This is a genomic window from Streptomyces sp. PT12 (assembly GCF_003311645.1).
Lineage (GTDB): Bacteria > Actinomycetota > Actinomycetes > Streptomycetales > Streptomycetaceae > Streptomyces.
This window is the reverse complement of record NZ_QEST01000088.1, coordinates 218,176-231,541: the sequence shown is the minus strand read 5'-3', so window position 1 is coordinate 231,541 and position 13,366 is coordinate 218,176. Positions and strand designations below refer to the sequence as shown.

Genomic DNA, 13,366 nt, shown 5'->3' with positions numbered 1-13,366 from the left:
CCCGGCCGATCCGGGCGCCCGCCTCACACCGCGCGGGGCAGCGGCACCGAGGTGGTCAGCACATCGGTCAGGTGCTTCTCAAGGACCGGGAGCACCTCGGAGACCGTCACCCGGCGGCCGAGCTCCTGCGAGAGCGACGTCACACCGGCGTCCCTGATGCCGCAGGGCACGATGCGGTCAAACGACGTGCTGTCGGGGTCGCAGCCCAGGGCGAAGCCGTGCATCGTCACGCCCTTGGCGACGCGGATGCCGATCGCGCACAGCTTGCGGTCCTCGTTGCGCTGCCCCGCGTTGGACGGCGCGTACTCGGGGCCGCTCAGGCGCGGGTCGAACTCCTCGTCGTGCAGGCGGGGATCGAAGTCGAGGGAGAACCCGCCGAGCGACCGGCCCGCGCGGTTGTCGAGCGCCTGGCCGAGCACCCAGACCCCGCTGCGGCCCTCCACGCGCGTCGTCTCCAGGCCGAAGTCGGCGCAGACGCGGATCACGGCCTCCTCAAGGCGCCGCACATGGGCCACCACGTCGACCGGGCGCGGCAGCTTCAGGATGGGGTAGCCGACGAGCTGCCCCGGGCCGTGCCAGGTGATCTTCCCGCCGCGGTCCACGTCGACGACGGGGGTGCCGTCCAGGGGGCGCTCGCTGTCCTCCGTGCGCCGCCCCGCGGTGTAGACCGGCTGGTGTTCCAGGAGGAGGCAGGTGTCCGGGATCTCGTCGGCGAACCTAGCGGTGTGCACACGGCGTTGCTCCTGCCAGGCCGCGTGGTACTCGACGGCTTCGGCGCCGAAGCCCAGATGGACAAAGCGCAGCTCGCTCACGGCCGCGGCTCCTTCGGTTGGTAGGGCGCCCGGAGGGGCGCTTCGCACGCATGCTCTATGTCTGGCGGATCTCGAATCCACTGTAAGCCCGGCCGCTTCCCCGGCCCCGGGGGGCCTCCGGCTCACACATACGGATGAATCCTCCGTCCAGGCGCCGACGAAACCGGTCAGGACCGTTACATTCACGCCGTTCCAGCCGCACAGCCGTAAGGCAGGAGACCGCATCGCCGATGTCCACGGAACGACCCGGAGGCCCGGCCTCCCCGCAGTCCGCCACAGCACCGCGTACACCGAACCGACAGCTCGCCGCGCTCATCGCCGAGGCCGGATTCTCCCACGCCGGGCTCGCCCGGCGCGTCGACCAGCTCGGCATCGAGCACGGCCTCGACCTCCGGTACGACAAGACGTCGGTCACCCGCTGGCTCCGCGGCCAGCGCCCGCGCGGCACCACCCCGGCCCTGATCGCCGAGGTGTTCACCCGGCGGCTCGGCCGCAGGCTGTCCGCCCAGGACCTCGGCCTTGAGGCGTGCGCCCCCGTCTACGCGGGCCTGGAGTTCGCCGCGAGCCCCGCCGAGGCGGTGGACATCGTGGCGGGCCTGTGGCGCAAGGACCAAGGCAGTCATGCCGAGTTGCGCAAGATCGCGTTCACCCCGGCCGGGCTCGTGGTGCCCAGCCGCGACTGGCTCATCGGGCGCCCCGACGAGCGCGTCGCCAGGGGCGGGCCCACCGAGCAGTCCGCCGCGCCGCAGGGCGGCGCCCCCGACCCCGCGGGGCCCGGGGCCGTCCGCGTTCCCGAGCAGGTGCGCGGCGCGATGCGCTCGCCCGTGCCACCTGGCCCGCCCGGCCCCCGCAGGCCCCCGCCGCCGGGGGCGCCGCCCGCGGTGCGGCCCTCGTCCCGGCTCGACCGGGTCGAGCGCGGTCCCGGGCAGCGGGTGACCGCGGGCGACATCACCGCGCTGCGCTCGGTGGCCGACCTCTTCCACACCCTCGACCAGGCGTACGGCGGCGGGCACGCCCGCCAGGCGCTCGTCCGGTACATGGAGCACGAGCTGGAGCCGATGCTGCGCGGCAGCTATGGCGAGCAGACGGGGCGGCGGCTGTTCTCCGCCGCCGCCGACCTCACCAGGCTCGCCGGGTGGACGGCGTACGACATCGCCGCCCACGGCCTGGCCCAGCGGTACTTCGTGCAGGCCCTCAGGCTGGCGCAGGCGGCGGGCGACCGCAGCTACGGCAGCTATGTGCTGGTCTCCATGAGCCGCCAGGCCGTCTATCTGGGCCATGGCCGTGAGGCGGTCCAGCTGGCCAGGGTCGCCCAGCAGGGCATGGCCAGCTCGGTCCCGCCCGTCGTCCAGGCCCTGCTGCACGCCGTCGAGGCGCGCGGGCACGGGCTGCTCGGCGAGGTGCGCGCCTGCACCGCCGCCCTCGCCCGCGCCGAGCGGGCCCTGGAGTCGGCGCGGCCTGGGGAGGAGGCGCCGCCGTGGGCGCGCCTCTTCGACGAGGCGCAGCTGGCCGACGAGTTCGCGCACTGCCACCGCGACCTCAAGCAGTTCAGGGCAGCCGCCAGGCACGCCGAGCGTTCGCTCCAGCTGCGCAGCCCGGCGCACGCGCGCAGCAGGCTGTTCTGCCGGGTGGTCCTGGCGAGCGCGCGCCTCGGCCTCGGCGACGTGGACAACGCCTGCACGCTCGCCGCCGAGGCCGCGGCCCAGGCGGGCGAGATGCGCTCGGTCAGGGCGCACGAGTACCTCCAGGACTTCGAACGCCGCCTGGAGCCCTTCCGCGACGCCGCCCCGGTCCGCGGGTACCGGGAGAAGGTGGCCGCGCTGCACTGATCCCCACCCGGGCCCCGCCCCCCGGCGGGCGGGGGCGGGGTCGGCCGTCGCGGGCCCTTCGGCCCGTCGCGCGCCCCTCAGCTCGCGAGGGCCTGGCGGCCCGCGTCCGCGAGCACCGCGGACGCCGCCCGTTTCGCCGAGCCCAGGTCGCCCACGGGCCCGGGGGCGTCACGGTGGTCGCCGCACACATACAGCCCGTCGAGCAGCCGCACGGGGCGCACCCCGGTGAACGGCGGCGGCACCACCGGCATCGCCTGCGGGTCGTGGTGCGCGGCGAGCAGCTCCCAGCCGTCGGCCGCCGTCTCGTGCATCTCGCTCAGCTGGGGCCTGGCCGCCTTGTCGAGCAGGTCGACCGGCTCGGCCGCCTGCGGCCCCAGCACCACCGAGGTCACCAGCGTCCGCCCCTCGGGCGCGCGCGAGGGATCGGCCGCCGAGGCCGCCATCGTGTGCGCGACGGGACCGCGCCCCCCGGTGTCCACGACGAGCGTCGCCCCCGAAGGCAGCGCCGCGGGCGCCGCGTGGTGCAGCACCGTCACCGGCCTGAAGTCCGGCACGCGCAGCCCCGGCAGCAGCCGCGCGGCCTCGGCCGCCCCGGTCGCCACCACCGCCGCGCGGCAGGGGAAGGTCCCGTGCCGCTCGGTGGTGACCGCGGTCGTCGTCACCGAGGTGGCGCGCACGCCGGTGCGCACCGCGTCCGCTGGCAGCCCGGCCGCGAGCAGCCCGGGCAGCGCCGCCGCGCCCCCCGCGGGCAGGCTCAGCCCGCGCCGGGCGAACGCGCGCAGCGCCAGGTCGCCGAGGCGGCTCGACGTCACGAGGTCGGGGTCGTGCAGCAGGGTGGAGAGCAGCGGCCGCAGCGAGCTCTCGGCTATGTGCGGCGGTATGCCCCGCGCGTGCAGCGCGCCCGCCGCCGTCAGCTCGGGCCGGTCCCGCAGCCGCGCGTCGGGGCAGCGGCCCAGGCGCGCCAGGTGGGCGCGCAGCCAGACGCGTTCGAACGCGGGGGCCGCGGCGTGCGGCCCCGCGTCGGCCGCCTCGCCGCCATGGCCCTCGGCCTCGCCGATCCGGTGGGTGCGGTCCCGGCCGCGCAGCAGCACGCCGCCGGTCAGCCGCCGCAGCGACAGCGGGCGGGGCAGCCCGCGCAGCGCGGGCGAGTCATGGAGGGTGAGCTGGCCCGCGCGGTCGAGGCGGAAGCCGTCGCGGTGCTCGGTGGCCATGCGGCCACCGGTGCGTTCCTCTGCTTCGAGCACGGTCACCGTGAGACCGGCCGCGGTCAGGTGGTGGGCGGCGGCCAGTCCCGCCGTTCCGCCCCCGATGATGACGATGTCGGAGAACGCGCGGGGCGTTCGGCGCTTGAGCACGTGGCCTCCCGGTCAGGGGTCGGTGCGTGTGAGCGACGGGCAGGTGGCCTGTGGGCCTCCTTGCCTATGCCCGATGAGGGCCCGGGCCATACCCGGACCGGAGCCGACCCTCTCACGCCGGGCACAGCGCGAGGACGCGCATGCACCGGGCATCGGTGCACAGAGGTAGCACAACGCTGCGGAGCGGCCGATTTCCGCGCCCCCCTGGGCCGTTGGGGCCCCGCGGCGCCATGAGCCCCGCCGTGCCGTCAGCCCCTGCGGGCGGCGACCGCGGCGCGCACCGCGTCCTCGACGGTGGGGTGCGCGAACGAGAAGCCCGCGTCGAGCAGCCGCCGCGGCACGACCCGCTGGCTGCCCACCACGTCCTGCGCGAACTCCCCGAGCACCACCCGCAGCAGTGGCGCGGGAACGGGGAACACCGCGGGCCGCCGCAGCACGCGCCCCATCGCGCGGGCGACCTCGCGGTTGGTGACGGGGTGGGGGCCCGTCAGGTTCACGGGGCCCGCGAGCCCGGTCGCGTCGTCGAGCAGGAAGCGGACCGCGGCGATGTGGTCGTCGAGCGAGATGGGGCTCCAGTACTGCCGCCCGCCGCCGATGGGCCCGCCGACACCGGCCCTGAAGATCGGGAACAGCCGCCCCCACGCCCCGCCCGCGCCCGACACCACGAGCCCGGTGCGCAGCAGGACGGTGCGCGCCCCGGCCCGTTCGGCGGGGCGCGCCGCGGCCTCCCAGTCGCGGGCGACCGCGGCGAGGAAGCCGCTGCCGCCGGGGGAGTCCTCGTCGATCACGCGGTCGCCGGTGTAGCCGTACCAGCCGATGGCGCTGCCGGACAGGAAGACGCGGGGCGGGGTCGTCAGCGACGCGATGGCCGCGGCGACGGCGGCGGTGCCGAGCACGCGGCTGTCGCGGATCACTGCCTTGTAGGAGGCGGTCCAGCGCCGGTCCGCGACGCCCGCGCCCGCGAGGTGCACGACGGCGTCGCAGCCCTCGATCGCGGCGGCGTTCCGCTCCTGCTCGCGCCCGCTGGGGTCCCAGCGCTGCTCGTCGTCGGCGCGCGGCTCGCCGCGCACCAGCCGGACGACGTCGCGCCCTTCGCGGCGCAGGGCGTCGGCGAGGGCGCCGCCGATGAGTCCGTGGCTGCCGGTGATCGCGACGCGACGAGGTTCCATGCCCCCATCCTGGCCGACCCCCGAGGGGCCCACGCGACCAGGGGCCGCGGGGAAGGCGCGGGAAGGCGCGGGAAAGCCGGACAGGAGGTGTCGGGATTGGCTGCGAGGCTCGTCATCCGCCGCTCACCGGGAGCGCGGAGGAGAAGGGAGCGCACGTGGAGCAGGGCAGTAACGGGCCGCTCGCGGGGAAGGTCGTCCTGGTCGCGGGGGCCACCCGCGGCGCGGGGCGGGCGATGGCCGTCGAGCTGGGCGCCGCGGGGGCGACGGTCTATGTGACCGGGCGGACCACCAGGAGCGCGGTGAGCGAGGTCGGGCGCTCGACGGAGACGATCGAGGAGACGGCGGAGCTGGTCACGGCGGCGGGCGGCGAGGGCGTCGCGGTGCCGACGGACCACCTTCAGCCGGAGCGGGTGCGGGAACTCGTGGAGCGGATCGACAGGGAACGCGGCCGCCTCGATGTCCTGGTGAACGACATCTGGGGCGCCGACCACCTGCTCGACCACCCGTCGACCGTGCCGATGTGGGACGTCCCCCTCGACCGGGGGATGCGGATGCTGAGGCTGGGCGTCGAGACGCACATCGTCACCAGCCACCACGCGCTGCCGCTGCTGACCAGGCGGCCCGGCGGCCTGGTGATCGAGGTGACGGACGGCACGGCGGAGTCCAACGCGGGCTATCGCGAGCACTTCTACTACGACCTCGCCAAGTGCGCGCCGATCCGGATGGCGCTGGCGCTCGGCGCGGAGCTGGCCCCGCTCGGCTGCGCGGCCGTGTCGCTGACGCCGGGGTTCCTGCGGTCCGAGGCGATGCTCGACACCTACTTCGGGGTGACCGAGGAGACGTGGCGCGACGGCATCGCGAAGGACCCGCACTTCGCGATCTCGGAGTCCCCGGCGTTTGTGGGCCGCGCGGCGGCGGCCCTGGCGGCCGACCCGGACGTCTCCCGCTGGAACGGCCGCTCCCTCTCCAGCGGCCAGCTGTCCCGTGAGTACGGCTTCACGGACGCGGACGGCTCACGCCCTGACGCCTGGGCCTATCTGAGCCAGGTGTTCAAGGGCGAGACCCCGAACCCGGACGACTACCGCTAGCGACGCGCTCAAGGACGGGTGGGTGGGGAAACGGTCCCCCGGCCCAGGCCGAGCCCGCACGCGGCGAACGACGCCCCGGCCCGCACGCGGCGAACGACGCCCCGGCCCGCACGGGACGAACGACCCCCGCCCACCCTCACCCCACCCCATACACCTCCGCCAGACGCGAAGCCGCGGCAGCCATCCGCCCCCGAAGCGCCGCAGGCGCGAGCACCTCGCACTCGGGACCGAGCCCCAGCAGCTGCGTGTGCGCCACCTCCACCGACTCCACCCGCAGCCGCACCACGACCCACCCCTCCGCGTCCGGCTCCCCGCCCCCGGCCAGCGCCTCGTCGGCCGCCCCGCGGTCGGTGACATACCGCAGGGCGCGCGTTCCCCCTGGGCTCAGCCGGAGCACGACCTCGTCGCGCAGCATCGAGCGCGCGAACTCCGCCGAGCGCTCCGCCCAAAACCCCGCGAGGTCGAACTCCTCGTCGCGCGCGAAGCGCCGCCCCACCGGCACCACCTCGGCGAAACGCGCCACCCGGTACACGCGGTGCCCCCCGCCGACCCCGGCCACCAGATACCAGACGCCCGCCTTCAACACCAGGGCGTACGGCTCGAGTTCGCGCTCCACCGACGCGCCGTCCCCGCGCCGGTAACGCACCCGCAGCACCAGGTCGTCCCACACCGCGTCGGCCACCGCGGGCAGCAGCTCGGGCGTCTCGGGCGGCTGCCACCAGCCGGGCGCGTCCAGGTGGAAGCGCTGGGCCGCGCTCTCGTGCGCCCCGCTCAGCTCGGGCACCAGCGCGGCGGACACCTTCAGGCGCGCCGCGGACGCCGCGTCGGCCAGGCCCATGTCGCGCAGCGCCGATGGCACCCCCGAGAGAAAGAGGGCCTCCGCCTCGTCGCGGCCAAGTCCCGTCAGCCGGGTGCGGTAGCCGCCGACCAGCCGGTACCCGCCCGCTCTGCCGCGGTCCGCGTACACCGGGACCCCGGCCTCGGAGAGCGCGTCGACGTCCCTGGCCACCGTGCGTTCGGAGACCTCCAGCTCGGCCGCGAGCTCGGCGGCGGTCATCGCCCTTCGGGACTGGAGGAGCAGAACCATCTTGATCAACCGTGCGGCGCGCATGACGCCATTCAACTGGCATCATTCAACCCTCAGGCAACCAGCAAGGCCGGGCCCCGTGCGTTGGCGCGACAATCGGGACCCGGACCTCACGGTGGAGCCGCGCCGCGAGCAGGACAGGTGCTGTGCGGCGCGGCTCAGCTTTCCCAAAGACTGTATGCCCCTGATCGATGATCGATCAAAGCTTCGCGGGAAAAAGTTCAACGAATCATGGACATTGGCATCCCGTGCCAGTTGAATCCCGGGCATTCCGCCGTGCTCAGGCACGCGGTGCACAGTTGAGAACGTGCTCCTTCACCAGCTCGCCGATGCGCGGATCCCGCCGCACGAAGGCATCGACGAGCTCCTGGTGCTCCTCGGCGTACGACCGCTGCCTGGTGCCGAGCCAGCGGATGGACAGCGCCGTCCAGATCTCGATGCCGAGCGACTCCCACGTGTGCAGGAGCACGCTGTTCCCCGACGCCTTCACCAGCTCGCGGTGGAACGCCACCGTGTGCCCGGTCTGGGCCTCCGCGTCGGCGAGCGCGTCGGCCGTGCGCAGCGCCTCGACCTCGGGCACGAGCGCCGAGACGTCCCCGGCCAGGGCCCCGGCGGCCAGCTCGGCCGCCATCTGTTCGAGCCCGGCCCGCACCGGATAGATCTCCTCCAGGTCGGCGGCGGTCAGCGCCCGCACCCGAACGCCCTTGTTGGGGGCCGATTCGATCAGGCGCAGCGCCTCGAGCTCGCGCAGCGCCTCGCGCACCGGCGTCTGGCTGACGTCCAGCTCGACCGCGATCCGCCGCTCCACGATCCGCTCGCCCGGCTGCCAGCGTCCGCTGACGATGCCCTCCACGATGTGCTCGCGGATCTGCTGCCGCAGGGAGTGGACGATCGGCGGGCTCATCCCACGCTCCTCTCGGGCTCTCGCCCCGACAGGCCGCGCCCCGCCCGGAAGGATTCCGGGCGGGGCGCGACCGGTGTCGCTCGGTGTCGCTCGTGCGTCGGCGTGAGCCGAGTCGGGAGCCGGGTCAGAGGCCGAGCTCGCCCTCGAACTCGCCCGCCTCGAGCCTGGCCTTGACATCGCCCAGGTAACGGGCGGCATCGGCGCCGTCCACCAGCTGGTGGTCGTAGGACAGGGTCAGGTAGACCATGTCCCTGATCGCGATGGTCTCCCCGAGCTCGGGGTGGTCCACGACGACGGGGCGGCGCACGGTGGCGCCGATGCCCAGCTCGGCGACCTGCGGGAAGTTCACGATGATCGTGTCGAACAGCGCGCCGCGCGAGCCGGTGTTGCTGATCGTGAACGTCCCGCCGGACATGTCGTCGGGCGCCAGGCCGCCCTTGCGGACCTTGCCCGCGAGCTCGGCGGTCTTCTTGGCGATCCCGGCCAGGCTGAGGTCGCCCGCGCCCTTGATCACCGGGACCATCAGGCCCTTCTCCGAGTCCACCGCGATGCCGATGTTCTCGACGTCGTGGTAGGTCACGGTGCCGTCGTCGTTGATCTTGGCGTTGACGGCCGGGTGCGCCTTGAGTGCCTCGGCCGCCGCCTTGACGAAGAACGGCATGGGCGACAGCTTGACGCCCTCGCGCGCCAGGAACGCCTCCTTGGCCCGCGCCCGCAGCCGCATGACCCGCGTGACGTCCACCTCGACGACGGTCGAGAGCTGCGCCTGGCTGTGCAGCGCCTTCATCATGTTCTCGCCGATGAGCTTGCGGATCCGCGACATCTTGACCGTCTGGCCGCGCAGCGGGGACGGCTGGACGGGCGCGGGGCCGCGGCCCGCGGGCGCCGCGGCGGCCGGTGCCGGGGCGGCAGCGGCGGCCTTGGCGGCCTCGGCGGCGGCGAGCACGTCCTGCTTGCGGATCCGCCCGCCGACGCCCGAGCCCTTGACCGTGGACAGGTCGACGCCGTTCTCCCCGGCCAGCTTCCGCACCAGCGGGGTGACATACGCGCCGTCCGCCGCCGCGGGGGGCGCGGTGGCGGGCGTAGGCCGCGGGGACGCGGCCGGTGCGCGCGAGGGCGAGGGCGCGGGGGCAGGGGCGGGCGCGGCCTGCGGCACCGGCTGCGGCGCGGGCTTGGCCGCCTCGGGCTGCGGCGCGGGCGCGGGCTCGGGCGCCGCCTGCGGCTGGGCGGGAGCGGGGGCCGCTGGCCGCGCGGGCGCGGCACCCGCGGCGCCGATGACACCGAGCTTGGCGCCCACCTCGGCCGTCTCGTCCTCGCCGACCGAGATCTCGAGCAGCGTGCCCGCCACGGGGGCGGGGATCTCGGTATCGACCTTGTCGGTGGAGACCTCGAGCAGCGGCTCGTCGGCCTCGACCTCCTCGCCGACCGACTTCAGCCAGCGGGTGACGGTGCCCTCGGTGACGGACTCGCCGAGCGCGGGAAGCACCACATCGGTGCCTTCCCCGCCCCCCGATGGCGCCGCCTGGGGCTCGGGCTGCGCGGGCTGCGCCGGGGCCGCCTGCTGCGCGGGCGCGGGCGCCGGTGCGGCGGGCTCGGGCTGCGGAGCGGGCTCGGGCTCGGCGGCGGGCGCTGGCGCAGCGGCGCCACCGCCCGATCCGTCGTCGATGATCGCGAGCTCGGCGCCGACCTCGACGGTCTCGTCCTCGGCGACCTTGATGGAGGAGAGAACCCCGGCGGCGGGCGCGGGGATCTCGGTGTCGACCTTGTCGGTCGACACCTCGAGCAGAGGCTCGTCCGCCTCCACTTGCTCACCCTCGGCCTTGAGCCAGCGGGTGACGGTGCCCTCGGTCACGCTCTCGCCGAGCGCCGGAAGGGTTACGGAAACCGCCATGGTTTCTGAAGCTCCTTACGAAAAGTGTCACATTGTTACTGCGCGCTCTGGACAACGCGGCCAGGGTCAGTCGTGGGAGTGCAGCGGCTTGCCCGCCAGGGCCAGATGGGCCTCGCCCAGCGCCTCGTTCTGCGTCGGGTGGGCGTGGATCAGCTGGGCCACCTCGGCGGGCAGCGCCTCCCAGTTGTAGATGAGCTGCGCCTCCCCGACCTGCTCGCCCAGCCGGTCCCCGACCATGTGGACACCGACCACCGCGCCGTCCCTGACGCGCACGAGCTTGATCTCGCCCGCCGTCTTGAGGATCTTGCTCTTGCCGTTCCCCGCGAGGTTGTACTTGAGGGTGACGACCTGGTCGGCCCCGTACAGCTCCTTGGCCCGCGCCTCCGTGACGCCGACCGAGGCCACCTCGGGGTGGCAGTAGGTGACGCGCGGCACGCCGTCGTAGTCGATCGGCACGGGCGAGAGGCCCGCGAGCCGCTCGGCGACCAGGATGCCCTCGGCGAAGCCGACGTGCGCCAGCTGGAGCGTGGGGATCAGGTCGCCGACGGCGGAGATCGTCGGCACGTTGGTCCGGCAGTACTCGTCGACCGGCACGAAGCCGCGGTCCATGGCGACCCCGGCCTCCTCGTAGCCCAGGCCCTGGGAGACCGGGCCGCGGCCGATGGCGACGAGCAGCACCTCCGCCTCGAACGTCTTGCCGTTCTCCAGGGTGACCCGCACCCCGTCGTCGGTGTACTCGGCGCCCTTGAAGAAGGAGCCGAGCGAGAAGGCGATGCCGCGCTTGCGGAAGGCGCGTTCGAGCAGCTTCGAGCTGTTCTCGTCCTCGACGGGCACCAGGTGCGGCAGGCCCTCGACGATGGTCACGTCGGCGCCGAAGGACTTCCACACCGAGGCGAACTCGACGCCGATGACGCCGCCGCCGAGCACGATCGCGGACTTGGGCACCCGGTCGAGGACCAGCGCGTGGTCCGAGGAGATGATCCGGTCGCCGTCGATGGTCAGGCCCGGCAGCGACCTGGGCACCGACCCGGTGGCGAGCACTATGTGACGGCCGGTGTAGCGCTGGCCGTTCACATCCACGGAGGTCGGCGATGACAGGCGGCCCTCGCCCTCCACATAGGTGATCTTGCGGGAGGCGACCAGGCCCTGGAGCCCCTTGTACAGGCCCTGGACCACGCCGTCCTTGTATGCGTGGACCCCCGCGATGTCGATGCCGTCGAAGGTGCTGCGCACCCCGAACTCCGCGCCCTCGCGCGCCGCGTCGGCGATCTCGCCGGCGTGCAGCAGGGCCTTCGTGGGGATGCAGCCGTTGTGCAGACAGGTGCCGCCCAGCTTGTTCTTCTCGATGAGGGCGACGTCCAGGCCCAGCTGCGAGGCTCGCAGGGCGGCGGCGTAACCGCCGCTGCCGCCGCCGAGGATCACTAGGTCGAAAACGGTGCTGGCGTCGTTCGCCACGTCACGTTCCTCCAAGGATGGGGTTCGCCGGGCCGGTCGACGGTGACCGGCCGACGGTCGGGTGTACGCCGCTGGTCACGCGGCTCGTGTGGCTCGTCTGGGTGGTTGAGCCTGGCCCTGTCCTGCCGGAAACCCATCTTCGCACGCTGCCGTGTCCCACCGGTTCTCCGGGGCTGACCGGCTCTCACCCGTCGAGGTCGCCGTCCGCGACCCGCTCGGCGAGCCTGATCAGCGTCCTGACGCCCGAGCCCGTCCCGCCCTTGGGGGTGTAGCCGTAGGGCGCGCCCTCGTGGAACGCGGGGCCCGCGATGTCCAGGTGCGCCCAGGGCGTTCCCTCGGTCACGAACTCCTGGAGGAAGATCGCCGCGGAGAGCCCGCCGCCCATGCGGTCGCCGACGTTCGCGATGTCCGCGACCGGCGACTTCAGGCCCTCGCCCAGCTCTTCCGGCATCGGCAGCTGCCAGGACCGCTCGCCCGCCTGTCCCGCGGTCTCGTGCACCAGCTCGCGGAAGCCGTCGTCGTTGCCCAGCACGCCGAACGTGCGCTTGCCGAGCGCCACCACCATCGCCCCCGTGAGCGTCGCCACGTCCACGAGGGCGTCGGGGGACTCCTCGCACGCCCGCGCGAGGGCGTCGGCCATCACGAGGCGGCCCTCGGCGTCGGTGTTGAGCACCTCGACGGTCTTGCCGCTGTACATCGTCAGCACGTCCCCTGGGCGGACCGCGGCGCCCGAGGGCATGTTCTCGGCGAGGGCGAGCCAGCCGGTGACGTTGACCGCGAGGCCCAGGCGCGCGGCGGCCACCACGGTCGAGAACACGGCGGCGGCGCCGCTCATGTCGCACTTCATCGTCTCGTTGTGCCCGACCGGCTTGAGGGAGAGGCCGCCCGAGTCGTAGGTGATGCCCTTGCCGACGAGCGCGAGCGTCGCCTCGGCTTCGGGGTGCGTGTACGCCACCCGCACCAGCCGCGGCGGGGCCGCCGAGCCCTGTCCGACGCCCATGATGCCGCCGTACCCGCCCTCGGTGAGCTGCCGTTCGTCCAGCACATCGAAGCTCACGCCGTACTCGGGGGCCGCGGCCTCGACGACCGCGGCGAAGTCGGCGGGGGAGAGGGCGTTGGGCGGGGTGTTGATGAGGTCCCTGGCCCTGGCGACCTCCTCGGCGACGACCAGGGCGCGCTCGGCCGCCGCGGCGTGCGCCTCGTCGCCCGCGTCGGCGTCGAGCACCGTGACCCGGGCGAGCGGCGTGCTCGACGTGCTGGTGTTCCCGCGGCCGCGGAAGGCGGTGAACGCGTAAGCGCCGAGCAGCGCGCCCTCCGCGACGGCCGCGACATCGGCCGCCCCCGCCACCGGCAGCGCGAACGACGCGTGGCCCGCGCCCGCGAGCGCCCGCGCCGCCGCCCCGGCCGCGCGGCGCAGCGCCTCCGCGTCGTACCCGTCGTCGGGCTCCTCTCCGAGCCCCACGGCGACCAGCAGTGGAACGGCCCAGCCCGCGGGGGCGGGGACGCGCGTGATCTCGTCCTCACCGCCCTTCGCGCCCAGGGTGGCCAGCGTGTCGGTCAGCCCCCCGCCGAACGCCGCGGCGACGGCCTCGGCCGAGGGCGAGCCCGGCGCGAGCAGCGGCCCGGAGTCGCCCTTGGCGATGCCGATGACCACGGCATCCGCGGGCACCGTGGTCGCGGGCAGGTTGCTGAGGATCAGTGCTGTCACGGTGAATATGTCCGTTTCTGTCTTCGTCGTTCCACGTCGCTGGATATCTGGCTGTGCGGCTCCACCGG

The 13,366-nt window shown here is 74.4% G+C and carries 10 protein-coding genes; 2 read left to right on the top strand and 8 right to left on the bottom strand.

Annotated features, from left to right (window positions below):
- Positions 1 to 23: 23 nt before the first annotated feature.
- The gene (lipB, locus tag DEH69_RS10195; RefSeq protein WP_113686598.1) at positions 24 to 812 is read right to left on the bottom strand and encodes a lipoyl(octanoyl) transferase LipB; all 789 of its coding nucleotides are present in this window, start codon (positions 810 to 812) and stop codon (positions 24 to 26) included.
- A 230-nt stretch (positions 813 to 1,042) separates the two neighbouring features.
- On the opposite strand from lipB, the gene DEH69_RS10190 reads away from it, so the two are divergent.
- Positions 1,043 to 2,641 carry a regulator gene (locus DEH69_RS10190; RefSeq protein ID WP_113686597.1) on the top strand — a complete coding sequence of 533 codons (1,599 nt, stop codon included), beginning with the start codon at positions 1,043 to 1,045 and terminating at the stop codon, positions 2,639 to 2,641.
- A gap of 77 nt (positions 2,642 to 2,718) precedes the next feature.
- On the opposite strand, the gene DEH69_RS10185 is transcribed toward DEH69_RS10190, so the two are convergent.
- Positions 2,719 to 3,996 carry an FAD-dependent oxidoreductase gene (locus tag DEH69_RS10185; protein WP_113686596.1) on the bottom strand — a complete coding sequence of 426 codons (1,278 nt, stop codon included), beginning with the start codon at positions 3,994 to 3,996 and terminating at the stop codon, positions 2,719 to 2,721.
- A 248-nt stretch (positions 3,997 to 4,244) separates the two neighbouring features.
- Positions 4,245 to 5,165, bottom strand: a complete 921-nt coding sequence (locus DEH69_RS10180; RefSeq protein WP_113686595.1) for a TIGR01777 family oxidoreductase — start codon at positions 5,163 to 5,165, stop codon at positions 4,245 to 4,247.
- Positions 5,166 to 5,320: 155 nt separating this feature from the next.
- Between DEH69_RS10180 and DEH69_RS10175 the strand changes: the two genes are divergently transcribed.
- Positions 5,321 to 6,253, top strand: a complete 933-nt coding sequence (locus DEH69_RS10175) for an SDR family oxidoreductase (protein WP_113686594.1) — start codon at positions 5,321 to 5,323, stop codon at positions 6,251 to 6,253.
- Between the two features lie 136 nt (positions 6,254 to 6,389).
- Here DEH69_RS10175 and DEH69_RS10170 read toward each other — a convergent pair whose 3' ends face one another.
- From DEH69_RS10170 to DEH69_RS10150, 5 genes are all read right to left on the bottom strand, one after another.
- Positions 6,390 to 7,364, bottom strand: coding sequence for a YafY family protein (locus DEH69_RS10170; RefSeq protein ID WP_113686593.1), 975 nt, complete (start codon positions 7,362 to 7,364; stop codon positions 6,390 to 6,392).
- Between the two features lie 256 nt (positions 7,365 to 7,620).
- A complete protein-coding gene (locus DEH69_RS10165; protein WP_113686592.1) occupies positions 7,621 to 8,244 on the bottom strand; it encodes a GntR family transcriptional regulator in 624 nt (207 codons plus the stop codon).
- Between the two features lie 124 nt (positions 8,245 to 8,368).
- Entirely contained in the window at positions 8,369 to 10,135 is a 1,767-nt protein-coding gene (sucB, locus tag DEH69_RS10160; RefSeq protein ID WP_113686591.1) for a 2-oxoglutarate dehydrogenase, E2 component, dihydrolipoamide succinyltransferase, read from the bottom strand.
- A 66-nt stretch (positions 10,136 to 10,201) separates the two neighbouring features.
- Positions 10,202 to 11,590, bottom strand: a complete 1,389-nt coding sequence (gene lpdA / locus DEH69_RS10155) for a dihydrolipoyl dehydrogenase (RefSeq protein ID WP_113686590.1) — start codon at positions 11,588 to 11,590, stop codon at positions 10,202 to 10,204.
- Positions 11,591 to 11,774: 184 nt separating this feature from the next.
- Positions 11,775 to 13,298, bottom strand: coding sequence for a leucyl aminopeptidase (locus DEH69_RS10150; protein WP_113686589.1), 1,524 nt, complete (start codon positions 13,296 to 13,298; stop codon positions 11,775 to 11,777).
- Between the last annotated feature and the right edge of the window lie 68 nt (positions 13,299 to 13,366).

Bases quoted from the DNA above. Each gene is read 5' to 3' on its own strand.
- sucB (WP_113686591.1), bottom strand. From the start codon at position 10,135: ATGGCGGTTTCCGTAACCCTTCCGGCGCTCGGCGAGAGCGTGACCGAG.
- DEH69_RS10170 (WP_113686593.1), bottom strand. From the start codon at position 7,364: ATGCGCGCCGCACGGTTGATCAAGATGGTTCTGCTCCTCCAGTCCCGA.
- DEH69_RS10165 (WP_113686592.1), bottom strand. From the start codon at position 8,244: ATGAGCCCGCCGATCGTCCACTCCCTGCGGCAGCAGATCCGCGAGCAC.
- DEH69_RS10190 (WP_113686597.1), top strand. From the start codon at position 1,043: ATGTCCACGGAACGACCCGGAGGCCCGGCCTCCCCGCAGTCCGCCACA.
- DEH69_RS10180 (WP_113686595.1), bottom strand. From the start codon at position 5,165: ATGGAACCTCGTCGCGTCGCGATCACCGGCAGCCACGGACTCATCGGC.